This is a genomic window from Emcibacter nanhaiensis (assembly GCF_006385175.1).
Taxonomy (GTDB): domain Bacteria; phylum Pseudomonadota; class Alphaproteobacteria; order Sphingomonadales; family Emcibacteraceae; genus Emcibacter; species Emcibacter nanhaiensis.
Map to the genome: position 1 here is coordinate 694219 of NZ_VFIY01000005.1, position 15091 is coordinate 709309.

The 15091-nt window shown below is 56.4% G+C and carries 14 protein-coding genes; 11 read left to right on the forward strand and 3 right to left on the reverse strand.

Annotation, left to right across the window (positions count from 1 at the left end):
- Positions 1-59: 59 nt before the first annotated feature.
- From serA to FIV46_RS07285, 10 genes are all read left to right on the forward strand, one after another.
- On the forward strand, positions 60-1637 hold the full coding sequence (gene serA, locus FIV46_RS07240) for a phosphoglycerate dehydrogenase (protein ID WP_139940075.1): 1578 nt from the start codon (positions 60-62) through the stop codon (positions 1635-1637).
- 467 nt (positions 1638-2104) lie between these two features.
- Positions 2105-3655, forward strand: coding sequence for a sensor histidine kinase (locus tag FIV46_RS07245; RefSeq protein WP_139939903.1), 1551 nt, complete (start codon positions 2105-2107; stop codon positions 3653-3655).
- A 137-nt stretch (positions 3656-3792) separates the two neighbouring features.
- Complete coding sequence (locus tag FIV46_RS07250) at positions 3793-4944, forward strand: ATP phosphoribosyltransferase regulatory subunit (RefSeq protein WP_139939905.1); 1152 nt, start codon at positions 3793-3795, stop codon at positions 4942-4944.
- Positions 4945-4976: 32 nt separating this feature from the next.
- Positions 4977-6284 carry an adenylosuccinate synthase gene (locus FIV46_RS07255; RefSeq protein ID WP_139939907.1) on the forward strand — a complete coding sequence of 436 codons (1308 nt, stop codon included), beginning with the start codon at positions 4977-4979 and terminating at the stop codon, positions 6282-6284.
- A 238-nt stretch (positions 6285-6522) separates the two neighbouring features.
- A complete protein-coding gene (locus tag FIV46_RS07260; protein WP_139939909.1) occupies positions 6523-7737 on the forward strand; it encodes a type III PLP-dependent enzyme in 1215 nt (404 codons plus the stop codon).
- Positions 7734-8783 (forward strand): 1,9-bis(guanidino)-5-aza-nonane synthase, encoded by a 1050-nt coding sequence (locus FIV46_RS07265; protein ID WP_139939911.1) that lies wholly within the window; start codon positions 7734-7736, stop codon positions 8781-8783. The genes FIV46_RS07260 and FIV46_RS07265 overlap by 4 nt, the downstream gene beginning before the upstream one ends.
- 12 nt (positions 8784-8795) lie before the next feature.
- On the forward strand, positions 8796-9680 hold the full coding sequence (gene speB, locus FIV46_RS07270; protein ID WP_139939913.1) for an agmatinase: 885 nt from the start codon (positions 8796-8798) through the stop codon (positions 9678-9680).
- A 268-nt stretch (positions 9681-9948) separates the two neighbouring features.
- Entirely contained in the window at positions 9949-10383 is a 435-nt protein-coding gene (locus FIV46_RS07275; RefSeq protein ID WP_139939915.1) for a hypothetical protein, read from the forward strand.
- A complete protein-coding gene (locus FIV46_RS07280) occupies positions 10380-11423 on the forward strand; it encodes a hypothetical protein (protein WP_139939917.1) in 1044 nt (347 codons plus the stop codon). The genes FIV46_RS07275 and FIV46_RS07280 overlap by 4 nt, the downstream gene beginning before the upstream one ends.
- Before the next feature lie 102 nt (positions 11424-11525).
- Positions 11526-11975: an acyl-CoA thioesterase gene (locus FIV46_RS07285; protein ID WP_139939919.1), complete on the forward strand. Its 450-nt coding sequence runs from the start codon at positions 11526-11528 to the stop codon at positions 11973-11975.
- Here FIV46_RS07285 and FIV46_RS07290 read toward each other — a convergent pair whose 3' ends face one another.
- The 3 genes from FIV46_RS07290 to FIV46_RS07300 all read right to left on the reverse strand — a co-directional run bounded on the left by FIV46_RS07290 (position 11976) and on the right by FIV46_RS07300 (position 14700).
- Positions 11976-12452, reverse strand: a complete 477-nt coding sequence (locus FIV46_RS07290; RefSeq protein ID WP_139939921.1) for a DUF6265 family protein — start codon at positions 12450-12452, stop codon at positions 11976-11978.
- Between the two features lie 128 nt (positions 12453-12580).
- Positions 12581-13483 (reverse strand): RNA polymerase sigma factor RpoH, encoded by a 903-nt coding sequence (gene rpoH / locus FIV46_RS07295; protein WP_139939923.1) that lies wholly within the window; start codon positions 13481-13483, stop codon positions 12581-12583.
- Positions 13484-13656: 173 nt separating this feature from the next.
- Complete coding sequence (locus FIV46_RS07300; protein ID WP_219845960.1) at positions 13657-14700, reverse strand: RluA family pseudouridine synthase; 1044 nt, start codon at positions 14698-14700, stop codon at positions 13657-13659.
- On the opposite strand from FIV46_RS07300, the gene FIV46_RS07305 reads away from it, so the two are divergent.
- Positions 14699-15091 carry a hypothetical protein gene (locus tag FIV46_RS07305; RefSeq protein ID WP_181163107.1) on the forward strand — a complete coding sequence of 131 codons (393 nt, stop codon included), beginning with the start codon at positions 14699-14701 and terminating at the stop codon, positions 15089-15091. The two genes, FIV46_RS07300 and FIV46_RS07305, sit on opposite strands and share 2 nt — an antisense overlap.

A 15091-nucleotide genomic window follows, 5' to 3' on the forward strand; every position in this document is an offset into this window, starting at 1 on the left:
AACGACCGGCATCCGCACACAAAGTCTCCGAACAGATAGAATTTTGAAAGGTATTTATGATGGTTAAGGTCCTGATTTCAGATAAACTGAGCCCCCTTGCCAAGGAAATTTTTGAAAAACGCGGTATCCAGACTGACCAGATCGTCGGCATGACGCCGGAAGAACTGATTGCCAAGATCCCCGAATATGATGGCCTGGCTATCCGCTCCGCCACCAAGGTGACACCGGAAGTTCTGGCTGCTGCCGAAAACCTGAAAGTGGTCGGTCGCGCCGGTATCGGTGTGGACAATGTGGACATCAAGGCCGCAACCGCCAACGGTGTGGTGGTCATGAACACGCCGTTCGGCAACAGCATCACCACGGCGGAACATGCCATCGCCATGATGTTCGCCGTCGCCCGCCAGATCCCGCAGGCCAATGAATCGACCCACGCCGGCAAATGGGAAAAGTCAAAATTCATGGGTGTGGAGCTGACCTCCAAGACCCTCGGCGTGATCGGCTGCGGCAATATCGGCGCCATCGCTGCCGACCGGGCCCTTGGCCTGAAAATGAAAGTGGTGGCCTTTGACCCGTTCCTGTCCCAGGAGCGGGCTGAAGAAATCGGCGTTGAAAAAGTTGAGCTGGATGAACTGTTGTCCCGGGCCGACTTCATCACCCTGCATACGCCGCTGACCGACAGTACCCGCGGCATCATCGGCAAGGACGCCTTTGCTAAAATGAAAGACGGTGTGCGCATCATCAACTGTGCCCGCGGCGGCCTGATTGACGAGGAAGCCCTCAAGGAAGCACTCGACAGCGGCAAGGTTGCCGGTGCCGCCCTCGACGTGTTTGCCGTTGAGCCGGCCAAGGAAAATGCCCTGTTCGGTCACGAGAAAGTGGTGGCGACGCCGCATCTCGGCGCCTCCACCACCGAGGCTCAGGTCAATGTAGCGGTCCAGGTTGCGGAACAGATGGCCGATTATCTTCTGGACGGCGCTGTGACGAACGCACTCAACATGCCGTCTGTATCTGCTGAAGAGGCGACCCGCCTGAACCCCTATATGAAGCTCGCGGGTGAACTGGGCAGCTTTGCCGGTCAGCTCACTGAGAATGCCCTGCAGAAAATCCAGATCGAATATCAGGGCGATGTGACCGAACTCAATATCCGTCCGCTGACCGCCATTGTGGTCGAAGGTCTGTTGCAGCCGCTGATGGACAGCGTCAACATGGTCAACGCCATGGCCATCGCCAAGGAGCGTGACATCGAGATCATCGAGAGTAAAAACGAAGGTGAAGGCGATTACCACACTATGATCAAGGTCAGCGTTACCACCGACAAGCAGACCCGCTCTGTGGCCGGCACCCTGTTCGCCGATCGCCGCCCGCGTATTGTCGAAGTAAAGGATATCCGCCTCGAAGCGGAGCTGTCCCATGATATGCTTTATGTCACCAACGAGGATCTGCCCGGATTTATCGGCGCCCTTGGTACGGTGCTTGGGGATGCCGGACTGAATATTGCTACCTTCAGTCTTGGTCGCGCCGCAGAAGGCGGGGAAGCCATTGCCCTGGTCTCCATTGACCAGCCGGCTTCCGACGAAGTGCTGGCGAAGGTGCAGGCATTGCCCCATGTGCGTCAGGTCAAGGCACTCAAATTTTAAGGTTTTACAACACGGGTTAATTTAACCTGTATCCATAAACTGAGGAGGTCATGTCCTGGCCTCCTTTTTTTGTTTGCCGGCCTGCTTTTCGGGGTGACGGTGCCGAGTGAGTTCAGGAAAAGTCCTGTTTGTGGGCGAGAAAATCGAATTCTTGATAAAATTAATATTTTGTTCACCACTATAGCGCGAGAATGAAGTGAATATTCCGGGTTTTGGCGCTAAAAAAAATGGAAGATAATTTTCTAAAGTGCTAGTCTGGGCAGAGATTTTCAAGGTTTGTTTAGTTGATGCTTACTCAGTGCTTTTAAACATACGCTAATGCAACTTGACATTGTGGATGGGGCATACTGTGTATAAATCATCAATTAGTTAAGGGTTTTCGGCGTGGGGAGCGGTTTAAACAGAATTTCCGACAGACAGGACGTCAGCCAGAAGAGCGAGGACGCTGATTTCGAGGAGAACTACGGATGAGGCCGTTGCCGTCAAAGAGCCTGTCATTCAGATTGGCCAAGATCGGTGTGTTTCTGGCGTTCCTGGTGGGGATCGTGCTGTCGGGGGTACAGGTCTATTTGGACTTTCTGGATGAAGACAGCTATCTGGAAAAACGGATGGGCGACATCCTGCAGGTTGCCGAAAAGCCTGCGGCCCGGGCGGTCTATATTATTGACCCTGCTTTGGCAAACCATGTTCTTGACGGTCTGTTCGTCTATGAATTTGTTCAGGAAGCAACTATCAGGGATGACCTGGGGCAGGTTCTCGCCAGCAAGTCGCGGGAACATATCCCAAGCTCTACCAAGTGGCTTACCAGCCGTATTTCCGGTGTCAATGAAGTATATTCAAGAACACTGGCGGTGATGAGCGATGCAACAGTCGGGGCCGGCCGGATCGATATCACGATTAACCGGGATGTGGCACTGGCGGGTTTTTATGACCGTGCTGTCCTTGTCTTCTTTACCGGTATTGTCCGGAACCTGCTTCTCGTGTTTCTGCTGTACCTGGCCTACTATTTTGTCATTACCAAACCGCTGAATCTTTTTGTTCGCAAGATTGCCTCAATTGATCCGGAAAATTCGGATGAAAATCCGGTTGAAATACCGCCGGGCCATGAAAATGACGAGCTGGGCTGGCTGGCCCGAACCTTTAATGGCTTTTCCAATGCTATTGTCGTCCATTTCCGCAAACTCAAGAAAACCCAGGATGAGCTTTCCTTCGCCAGGGATGAATTGATCAAGGAACTGGAGGCTCACAAGGAGACGGCAGAGCATCTTGTGGAGATGAGGATTCAGGCGGACAATGCCAACCGGGCAAAATCGGCCTTTTTGGCCAATATGAGCCATGAACTGCGCACACCGCTCAATGCGATTATCGGTTTCGCCTCCCTCATGTCCAGCGAGGCCAAGGGGCCGGTCGGAAACAAGGATTATCTCGGATATCTCAAGGATATCGAGGAGGCCGGGACCAAGCTGACGGATCAGCTGGGGCAATTACTTGACCTGTCCAGGATTGAGTCCGGCGAATTCACGCTGAAGGAAAGCGAATTCCGGATCGCTGACCTCATTGACAACAGCCTGCAGATGTTTCAGGCGGAAATGGACGAAAAGAAACTGGTCCTGAAAAAACAGATCGATGACGGGCTCGGGGAAGTCACTGCCGACAGGCGCCGGATGCGCCAGGTGTTGGACAATCTGATTTCCAACGCCATTAAGTTTTCCCACAAGGGTGGCGAGGTCATTCTTGCCGCCCACAAAGATTCCGAAGGCGGCCTGCTGATTGAAATTAAGGATTTTGGCGTCGGCATGCCGGAAGAGAGCATTCCCCGTATGCTGGAACCCTTTGTCCAGGCGGAGAGCAGATACAACAAATCGTTCCAGGGGGCGGGCCTCGGGCTGTCCCTGTCCAACCTGCTGGTCAAAATGCATGGCGGCAAGGTCTGGATCGAAAGTGAAACCGGCAAGGGAACCACGGTTTCTGTCCGCTTGCCGGAAAAACGGTTCGTCAACCTGTCGGAGATGAGCTGAGCCCCGGGCGGCAAGGGGACGCAGATTCCGCAAGCGCTGTGGATTTTCCTCTTTAGATTCCAAATTCAGGGTGATATAAGCACGGCGGTGCCCCGGGGATAGATGGATATCCCGAAAGAAAATCTTGGATTGCGCATATGCTTGAACCAAATGACAAAGCCCTTCTGCCTGAGGGGCTGCACGACACTCTCGCCAACGACGCGGAATATGAAGCGGTAACCGTCAACCGGTTGCTGGACAGCTTCGCCGCCCAGGGCTATGCCCGGGTCGAGCCGCCACTGGTTGAGTTTGAGGAAAGCCTGCTCAGCGGCCCCGGCGCCGCCCAGTCCCGGCATATGTTCCGGGTCATGGATCCGGCGTCCCAGCGCATGATGGGGGTGCGCACCGATATCACCGGCCAGGTCGCCCGCATTGCCCGCACCCGCTTGAAGAATTCGCCCCGCCCGTTGCGGCTGTCCTATGCCGGACAGGTGCTGCGCATCAAGGGGACCATGCTGCGTCCCGAACGGCAGTTCGTGCAGACCGGCGTGGAGCTGATCGGCTCGGACAGTTTCCAGGCCTATGTGGAAGTGATCCTGCTGGCCCATGACGCCCTGACGTCAGTGGGGGTCGGGGACCTGAGCCTGGACCTCTCCCTGCCGTTGCTGGTGCCGGCCATCTGCGACGGCCTCGCCATTGACGAAGAGACCACCCGCATCGTCCGTGAGGCGCTCAACGCCCGCGATGTGGGCGAACTGGAAAATGTTGAAGGTGCCATCGGTGAAATCGCCCGCCAGCTGCTCAGCGCTGCCGGCCGCGCCGACAAGGCGCTGGACATTCTCGACGGCCTCAAGCTGCCGGAACAAGCCCGCAACATGTGCGACGAACTGGCCCAGGTGGTCTCAATCCTCGCCGATGTGGCCCCGGGCCTGCATGTCACGGTGGATCCGGGCGAATACCAGGGTCTTGAGTTCCAGACCGGCATCGGCTTTACCTATTTTGCCAAGGGCGTGCGCGGCGAACTGGGGCGCGGCGGCCGGTATGAGGCCAATGCGGAAATGGACCAGGGTGAAGCCGCTACCGGCTTTTCGCTCTATCTCGACAGCCTGATGCGGGCGCTGCCGGAAGCGCCGGCACCGGAGACCATTTATGTGCCGTTCGGCACCGATCTGGCGGAACTGCCGCCGTTGCGCGAACAGGGCTATCGCACCGTGCAGGGGCTCGAGCCCGCCAATGATGCCGGGGCGGAAGCCCGGCGGCTCGGTTGCCGCCATCTGTGGCAGAACGGCAAAATCAGTCCGCTGGGCTAGAATTTAAATTGAAGACAGTGAAAGGTTAAGACGTGGCGAATGTTGTAGTGATCGGGTCCCAGTGGGGCGACGAAGGCAAGGGCAAGATTGTTGACTGGCTTTCCGAACGTGCCGACGTGGTGGTGCGTTTCCAGGGTGGTCACAACGCCGGTCACACCCTTGTGGTGGACGGTGAAGTCTACAAGCTCTCCCTGCTGCCGTCCGGTATCGTGCGCGGCGGCAAACAGTCGGTGATCGGCAACGGCGTCGTGGTTGACCCCTGGGCGCTGGTTGCGGAAATGGAGCGCCTCGGCGGTCAGGGCGTCGATGTCGGACCGCATAACCTGATCGTGGCGGAAAATGCGCCGCTGATCCTGCCGCTGCACGGCGAACTGGATGCGATCCGCGAAGACGCCAGCAATGCGTCCAGCAAGGGCGGACCCAAGATCGGCACCACCCGCCGTGGTATCGGCCCGGCCTATGAAGATAAAGTGGCCCGCCGCGCGCTGCGCGCCTGCGACCTCAAGTCCGACAGCGCCATCGAGGCCCGGGTCGACGTACTGCTGTCCCATCACAACCCGCTGCGACGCGGCCTCGGCGTGGCCGAGATCGACCGCGACGAGCTGATTGCCAGAATCAAGGACATCGCCCCCAAGATTATCCCGTTCGTGCAGGCGAGCTGGCGGGTGCTGGATGACGCCCGGCACAGCCGCAAGCGCATCCTGTTCGAGGGCGCCCAGGGCTCCATGCTGGACATCGACCACGGCACTTATCCGTTTGTGACCTCCTCCAACACCGTCGCCGGCCAGGCGGCGGGCGGCAGCGGCACCGGCCCGTCAACCCTCGACTATGTGCTCGGCATCACCAAGGCCTATACCACCCGGGTCGGCGAGGGACCGTTCCCCACTGAACTGACCGACGACGTGGGTCAGGGCCTCGGCGAGCGCGGCCATGAATTCGGCACCGTGACCGGGCGTAGTCGCCGCTGCGGCTGGTTCGATGCGGTGATGGTGCGCCAGGCCGCCAAGATCGGCGGTATTTCCGGCATCGCCCTGACCAAGCTTGACGTGCTCGACGGCATGGACGAGCTCAAGGTCTGTATCGGCTATGAACTCGACGGTGAGAAGATCGACTATTTCCCGGCCTCGACCGAGGACCAGGCCAAGGTCACCCCGATCTATGAGAGCCTGGAAGGCTGGTCCGAGAGCACCTTCGGGGCCCGCAGCTGGAAGGACCTGCCGGCGACGGCGGTGAAATATATCCGCCGCATCGAGGAGCTGATCGAGACTCCGGTGGCGCTGCTCAGTACCAGCCCGGAGCGCGACGACACCATTCTGGTGACCGATCCGTTCGAGGGCTGACGTCTCAAAAATTTCATAAATACCCAATCTTTCACGGGCGTCCCGCAATTGCTTGCGGGGCGCTTTTTCTTTTGCAAAGCAGCAAAAATAATGGGGTATTAAAATATTGACATCGGGGGGTATAGGCCCTACATAAGACGCCTCTTGCCGAATCGGGCCTTCGCAACGTCGGCAACTTTTTTATTCATTACGAATGATGGATGGATTTGGACGATGATACGTTGTGGAGGTCTCATGAATGGACTACTACCATAGTGTTAATGGGGTTCTGGCTGACCTTGAGCCAGTAGAGCCTGTTTTCTGCCACCGGCCGCACACCGCGCGCCGGGCCGCGAAATGGTTCCTCGATAATTTCCAGGGCGATGTACTTTATGCGGTGAAGGCCAATCCTTCGCCGGTGGTGCTTGACGCCTTGTATGAAGCGGGAGTACGTCACTTCGACGTAGCCTCTCCAAAGGAGCTCGAAAGGGTGTCCTCCTTTAAGGACGCCCGCTTCTACAACATGAACCCGGTGAAGCATCCCCGCCATATTGCGATCAGCTATTTCGACTATGGCGTGCGGGATTTCTCCGTCGATTGCATGGACGAGCTGGACAAAGTGCTGCGCGCCACAGGTCACGCCAAGGATCTGAATATTTTCGTGCGCCTGGCCGTTAACAACAACAGCAGCATGCTGCCGCTGGACCGCAAATACGGCGTGCCGCTGCTGGACAGCGCCGAGCTGCTGATGGCTGCGCGTCTCAACGCCGCCAAACTGGGTGTCTGTTTCCATGTGGGCAGTCAGTGCATGGACCCGGAAGCCTACCGCCAGGCCATTACCCTCGCCAACCAGGCGATCGTGCGCGCCGGCGTGCTGGTCGACACCCTGGATGTGGGCGGCGGGTTCCCGTCCGCCTATCCGGGCGTGCAGCCGCTCGAGCTTGGTCATTATATGAATGTGATTCACGAGGCCTTTGAAGACTCGCTGGCGTCCGACAACGCGCGCCTGATCTGCGAGCCCGGCCGGGCGCTCTGTGCCGAGGCGGGATCGCTGATCACCTCCGTGACCCTGAGGAAGGACAATTACCTGTACCTGACCGAGGGCGCTTACGGCGCACTGTTCGATGCCGCCCACCTGAAATTCAAATTTCCGGTGCAGATGCATCGTGTGGGGGCCAACAGTGAGCAGGCCAAACTGACCGGCTTTAGCTTTTATGGCCCGACCTGTGATAGTATCGACTATATGCCCGGCCCCTTTATGCTGCCGGAAGACATTGGGATCGGCGACTATGTGGAAGTCGGCATGCTCGGCGCTTACGGTCAGAGCATGCGTACCGCCTTTAACGGGTTCCATGAGGGACCCGAAGTCATCGTGGGCGATGAGCCCATGCACTCTATGTATAATTTCGATCAGGAGCAGGAGGACGTCCTCGCGGACAATGTTCTCGCCCTGGAAGCACACCTAAGCGAATGAAAGACAAGATTATGGATACCAAATCAAACAAAAAGGCCGAACTGCTGAGCAAAGTAGTGGAGCACATCGATATCACCGGCTTCGATGCGCGGCCGATCATTGACAGCATGGGCAAAATGTCCTTCACCTCCCGGGATCTGGCCCGGGCCACCGGCATTTTCAACGAGATGCTGGCCGACAAGGACTGCTCCGTGATCCTGACCATCGCCGGCTCCACCTCCGCCGGCGGCTGCATGGACCTCTATGCCGACCTGGTGAAATACAATATGGTTGACGCCATTGTCGCCACCGGCGCCAGCATCGTCGACATGGACTTTTTCGAAGCCCTGGGATTCAAGCATTACCAGGCGCAATCCGACGTGGACGACCGTGAGCTGCGCGACCTCTATATCGACCGGATCTATGATACCTATATCGACGAGGAAGAACTGCAGAACTGCGACCACACCATCAAGGAAATCGCCAACGGCCTGGAACGCCGCCCCTACAGCTCGCGCGAGTTTATTCACGAGATGGGCAAATGGCTGACCACAAACGCCAAGAAAGAAGGCAGCCTGATCCAGACCGCGTATGAGAACAACGTGCCGATCTTCTGCCCGGCGTTTACGGATTCCAGCGCCGGTTTTGGCCTGGTGGGGCACCAGGTGGAAAACCCGGGCAATTACATGAGCATCGACAGTGTCGCCGATTTCCGTGAGCTCACCGAAATCAAGATCGAAGCCGGCCAGACCGGCCTGCTGATGATCGGCGGCGGCGTGCCGAAGAACTTCACCCAGGACACCGTGGTCTGTGCGGAAATCCTCGGCCGGGATGTGGACATGCATAAATATGCCATCCAGATCACCGTCGCCGACGTGCGCGACGGCGCCTGCTCTTCCTCGACGCTGAAGGAAGCCTGCAGCTGGGGCAAGGTGGATGTGGTCAAGGAACAGATGGTCTTTGCCGAGGCCGGTTCCGTGCTGCCGCTGCTCGCCTCTGACGCCTATCACCGCGAGCACTGGAAAGCCCGCGAGCGCCGTCACTTCGCGAAAATCTTCCAGAAGTAATCAGGAAGCGTAATGGATTATCTTTCCCCGGAAGAAGGTTTCCTCGGGCTCGCGCCGGAACAGGCGGGCAATCCCGAGGAGGCCAAAGCGGTCATCATTCCCTTCGGGCTCGAGGGCTCCGTCTCCTATGAGGGCGGCACCCGGCTCGGCCCGCGGGCGATGATTGCCGCGAGCCACCAGGTGGAGCTGTTCGATGAGGAGCTCTGGTGCGAACCGTTTGAAAAATACGGCGTCGCCACGCTCAGGGAACCGGAGATCGGGGAAGATATCGCCAAGGAACTCGACCGGCTGGAAGCGACCGTTCAAGCTGTTATGGACAGCGGCCGCTTCCCCATGACCTTCGGCGGCGAACACAGCATCACCGCCGGCACCATCCGGCCGTTCGCCCGCAAATACCCGGATCTCACCATCCTGCATTTTGACGCCCATGCCGACCTGAGGGACGGCTATGAAGGCGAACATTACAGCCATGCCGCTGCGCTGCGCCGGTGCCTCGATTTCGAGCATATCGAGCTGGTCTCGGTCGGCATCCGTAATATCTCGGCCGGGGAAATTCCGTTTCTCGAGCAGAACCGCGAGCGTATCCACATCCACTGGGGCCGGGACCGCGCCCGCTATGACGTGGCCGACATTGTCGCGCCGCTCAAAGGCCGGCCGATCTATGTCACCTTTGACGTCGACGGTTTTGACGCCAGCCTGATGCCCGCCACCGGCACGCCGGAGCCCGGCGGCCTGTTCTGGCAGGAATGCATGGAAATCATCCGCGCCGCCTCCGAGATCGGCACCATCGTCGGCGCCGACGTCAACGAACTCGCCCCGCGCGAGGGCCTGCATGGCTGCGACTTCATCGCCGCCAAACTGGCCTACAAGATCCTCAACTACGCGCTGGGGAAATAGGGCTCGTCAGCCCCCGGCGCATACTCCCCCCTCACATCGTCATGCTCGTGCAAACGGGCATCTGATCGACGCAGAAAATTACAGAAAGTATACCTAAATCGCTAGGTTGTATCTGTTTGATTCATTGTATTTTTGCTTTTTTATACTCTTTTTGTAAAATACAAGTATTGTACTGGCTTGTTGTAACAATGTTAGGAATTGTATTTTACAATTTTTAATTGTGTGATAGATAGCTAGTGTAGATACAAAATAAGAAAAGGGGGAAAGATTGACTAGAAGTGCTCCAGAGAAAAAATTTTGTGAGCCTAAAGAGTATCTTGAAGACTTACCCGATGGGTGCCCTCCTTCTTCGGCAACAAGTGTAGACTGTAGAAAAGTTTTGAGGCTTGTTCCGACATCAAATCCCCAAAATTCGGATTTTTTCTCGCATGCAAAACTAGGCAAGAGAAGGCCACCTTCAGTATCGCCATGTTTTTGGGCTTCTTGCTCAGTATTTTGTGTGGATTCCGGTAAGAACCGGCCTACAGCGATGAAAAGTTTACCTAAACTAAGAAACCGAAATTTTGTCGCAATCTTGGATATTAATGAAAATTCAGGAAAAATATTAGAGTCTACAAATGGAAGCGGCCATATTCACTTATGGCCATACAAAATGTTTGATCCAGTTGGTGCGGTAATTGAGACAAAGAAGATAGAGCGATGAAGGCAAAGCTTGTTAAAACGCTTGTCTTTTATGATGAGCCACAACTTTTATTACTGAATAGTACCGGTAAGAGGCAAGATGTAATCATAGCTGTCGCAATTGAACGTGACGATCTGGAGTTTCCGTTTTTCGCATGTAAAGTTTATCGTCGTGATTGGACGAGATATCTGAATGGTAAGGCAGACTTAAGATATCTTTTTAATCGGGCTTCTCGTCGGGAATATTTTTTCTTTGATCTCGCCACTGAGAAAGATGGTGAGATAACTTTGAATAAAGCAAAGTCAGTGGAAGAATTTGAAAAACCAGAATACTGGCCAGCCCACGGATTCTTCAGTTCCAGCCATACTGTAGCCACTGACGAAGACGATTATGCTTCTAAGTGTATCCAGGTTTTTAATATTGACGGGATGTGGGAAACTATTGATTTTTCGAGTTTTTACTCAAAAGTTTCGGATATTTATGGAATTTTATTTGCGCAAAATGAATTAAATTCGCCAAAAAACGATAGCGAAAAAGAAAAGTTGCGAACTTCAATAATCTCTAGATTGTGGCGTGGGGGAGGAAGTTATTCAGGTTTTTATAAAGACCTTCGGTTTGCTCTACCTGATATGGCGCCTCTGCGTGTAAACAAAATTCAATATGCTTCTCCCGGCAAAATTGAACTGATCGGTGAAGAATTCATATTTTCAGATATCATGGCTATGCTGAAGGAGTTTAATGCAAACTACGTTGAAGCAAAAAATGCTTACGATGATATAAACAAAATATTGTCAAAAGAGAAACTCAAAAAGAAAGGCCCTGACGCAAGTTTTGCCTTAGATGCTAATAGGGATTTTGTAAAGAAAAGGTCCAAAGAGCTATTAGAGGCAATTGGAGTTTCTGTTCCTAAGACGATGTTTGAGGTTTGCGACAAGAATGTTCTTGTTTACTCAAAAGTGTCTTTATCAATTTACAGACGTTTTAAGGGATTACACGACTTTATCAGCGAAGGCCGTGTCGAGGTGATTTCAAGTAACGATACGAGTGGTCTACCGATGTGAGATTGAGGTTGCTCCTCCCCAGTCACCCCCTACACACTTCCCGCTTGTCCCCATATCCCCCCGTCCGCTACACTCATCCGGTAACCGGACAGGGACCCGACCATGACTGACAGCAGCCCGATACGCTTTTCCGCGCCGTTCCAGGTGGCCTGGCGCGATCTGGACGCCAATAATCATATGGCCAATATCTCCTATTTCTCCTTTGCGGCCCAGGCGCGCTCCCTGTTCTTTGCCGAACATGGCTTCGGGCCGGAGGCGTTCGAGGCGGCGGGCATCGGCCCGGCCACCCTCGAGGAGACCATGCGCTACCACAGGGAAATGAAATTCCTCGAGAAATTCACCGTCGATTTTCTGGTCGCCGGCATCAACGGCAAGAACAGCCGCTATATCATCACCAACCGCCTCCGGGGCGAGGACGGCGAGCTCAGGGCCGAGCTGCGCACCCATTTTGTGTGGATGGACCTTGCGAGCAGGCGCGCGATCCCGGCGCCGGAGCCGCTGGCGGCGCTGATGGACCGGCTCGAGAAGACCGAGGATTTTGAAGAGCTGTAACTAGTCGGACGGGCTGTCCGGTGTGAAGGTGACTTCAAATCCTTCACCGTTGGCACCGCGTACATCGGCCCACAGATTGCCGCCGCGGAGCGCATAATGAAGCCGCATTGGGAAATCATGGTCCGGATTTTCAAACACCGCTTCCTGCGGGCCGCAGGAGGTCAGGCGGAAGGAAACCGGGTCGTCATTCTGGGACGCCAGGACGATATAGAAGATACCGTCCTGGCGCTCCACAAGGTTCATGTCTTCGTGGAAGGTGACTTCACCCGTGGCCAGTGTTTTGGTCTCTCCGAGCCCGGTAAAGCGGTCCGGAGACCGTCTGAGCCAGGTTTCTATGGTCCGGCTGGTCTCGTCCTTCTGTACCCAGTTGCCCAGCATCCACTCCAGACTGCCGAGCGGGCAGGGCGGTTCCGCCCGGGCGGAAAGCGGCAGGATGGCAAAAGCGAGCACAAGCAGAAAATGGCGGTCCAGCAGCATGATCATCCCCTTTTTTATTCCTGCCTTCATAGTCGCACAAATCGCCGGAGTTGTCAGGCCGGATTGCTCCAAAAAAAGAACCCCGGTGTCTCCACCGGGGCCATTGGCTGTAGGATCTGTTGGATAATTTATTCGGCGTTATGGGCGAGGGCGGCGGCCTGCTGTTCCCTGGCCGCATCGGTCATGGCTTTCTGCAGTTTCTCGAACGCCCGGACCTCGATCTGGCGGACCCGCTCGCGGCTGATGTTATAGACCTGGGAAAGCTCCTCCAGCGTGGACGGATTGTCCTTGAGGCGGCGTTCGGTCAGGATATGCTGTTCGCGCTCGTTGAGGCCTTTCATGGCGTCGGCCATCAGGGTGCGGCGGTAATCCAGCTCCTCGTTCTCGGCGAAGGCGGTTTCCTGATCGACGCTGTCTTCGTCCACCAGCCAGTCCTGCCATTCGCCTTCCGCATCGGCCCGCATGGGGGCGTTGAGGCTGTGGTCGGCGCCGGCGAGGCGGCGGTTCATCTGCACCACGTCATTTTCCGACACATCGAGCCGGGTGGCGATCTCGGTCACCTGGTCCGGATGCAGGTCGCCTTCATCGACGGCCTCCAGCTGGCCCTTGAGGCGGCGCAGGTTGAAAAACAGTTTTTTCTGGGCGGCGGTGGTGCCGATTTTAACCAGAGACCATGAGCGCAGGATATATTCCTGGATGCTGGCCCGGATCCACCACATGGCATAGGTGGCGAGCCGGAAACCGCGGTCCGGGTCAAAGCGCTTGACCGCCTGCATCATGCCGACATTGCCTTCGGAAATCAGTTCGCCGATGGGCAGGCCGTAGCCGCGGTACCCCATGGCGATCTTGGCCACCAGGCGCAGGTGAGAGGTCACCAGCTGATGGGCGGCGTCGGTGTCGCCATGCTCGCGCCAGGCCTTGGCCAGCATGAATTCCTGTTCCGGCTTGAGCATCGGAAACTTACGGATATCCTGCAGGTACCTGGTGAGGCTGCCTTCCGGCGTTAATACGGGCATGTCTTTACTGGACATAAGATCTCTCCACCTTGCAGCGGCGCTGCTTTATTCCATTTTACTTGCCATACGACACCGGAGTCAAACCGGATGCCGTGAGCTACCTGATTATTGTTATAACATAGCAAAATGAACAGGAAATGAATTAATTGTGAGGAGGGTCCCCCGATTCCCGTTCGCCTTTTGTTATATCAGCTTTCCAGGGCAGCAATAAGGCGTTTCATGTCATATGGGAGTTCTGATTCAAATTTCAAGTGTTCGCCGGTCACGGGATGCTTGAATCCGATCACATAGGCGTGAAGCGCCTGGCGGTTGAACGACTCGATGGCTTTTCTCGCCTTTTCCGAGAAATTTTTCATCGGCGGGCTGCGCCGGCCATACAGAGGATCGCCGACCAGCGGATGGCCGGCGGCGGACATATGCACCCGCACCTGGTGAGTGCGGCCGGTTTCCAGCTCGCATTCCACCAAAGAGATGCTGGGCGGCAGGGCGGCGGCCTTGATTTTCTTGCCGCCGGTCACTTTCTGCACCTGCCTCGGCGGCTCCAGCCGGCGCACCACCCGGTAATTGGTCAGGGCGTATTTGCCGCCTTCCTTGACCACGCCCATGCGCAGGCGGTTATGGGGATCGCGGCCGATATTGGCCTCGATAAAACCGTCGGCCGGGTTGGGTACGCCCCAGACCACGGCGAGGTAGGCCCGCTCCATGGAGTGGTTGGCGAACTGCTTGGCCAGCTTCTTGTGCGCCCTGTCGGTCTTGGCCACCACCATCAGGCCGCTGGTGTCCTTGTCGATGCGGTGGACGATGCCCGGGCGCTTGACGCCGTTGATGCCGGACAGGCTGTCGCCGCAATGGTGGATCAGGGCGTTGACCAGGGTGCCGTGCCAGCTGCCGGGGGCGGGATGCACCACCATGCCGGCCTTTTTGTTGAGCACGATCAGCTGGTCATCCTCATAGACGATGTCGAGCGGGATATCCTCGCCCTCCGGATCCGGCTCGGTGAGGTCGGGAATTTTGACCCGGAACTGCTCATCCGGTTTGACCCGGTGGGACGGGTCGTTTATTGTCTGCTGAGCTTTTTCCGGGCCGGTCGAGACCTGTCCGTCGGTGATCAGCTGTTTCAGGCGTGAACGGCTGAGTTCCGGCAGCTTTTCGGCCAGGAATTTGTCGAGACGCAGGCCACGGGCCTCGTCTTCCACCGTCAGTTCATATATTTCAGGATCATTGTTCGTCATGTCAGAACCACAGATGCCAGTTAATCCCCGTTTTCTCAAGTGGATTGTGATTATTTTGGGAATTTTAATCGTTGTCGGGATCGTTGTGATTGGCGTGACCATCGCCAGCCGGCTGTCGAAAATGGCGGAACGGCAGGAAGCGGAGAAGCAGGCGGAGTTGGCGGCCCTGCAGCCGAAACCGGTGGAACCGGCCTGGGCCATGACCGGCGGCCTGACTTTCCCGGAAAATGTGACAGTGGCGCTGGAAGCGGGAGAGAATGTCGCCGCCGCCCAGATGGTGCCGCAGGGATTGCTGCTGACCATTCAGCGGGGCGGGGAAACCACCGGGCTTTTGCTGGTCAGCCCGGACGGCACGGTACGCAGCCGCTTTACCATTATCCGGCCCGAATAA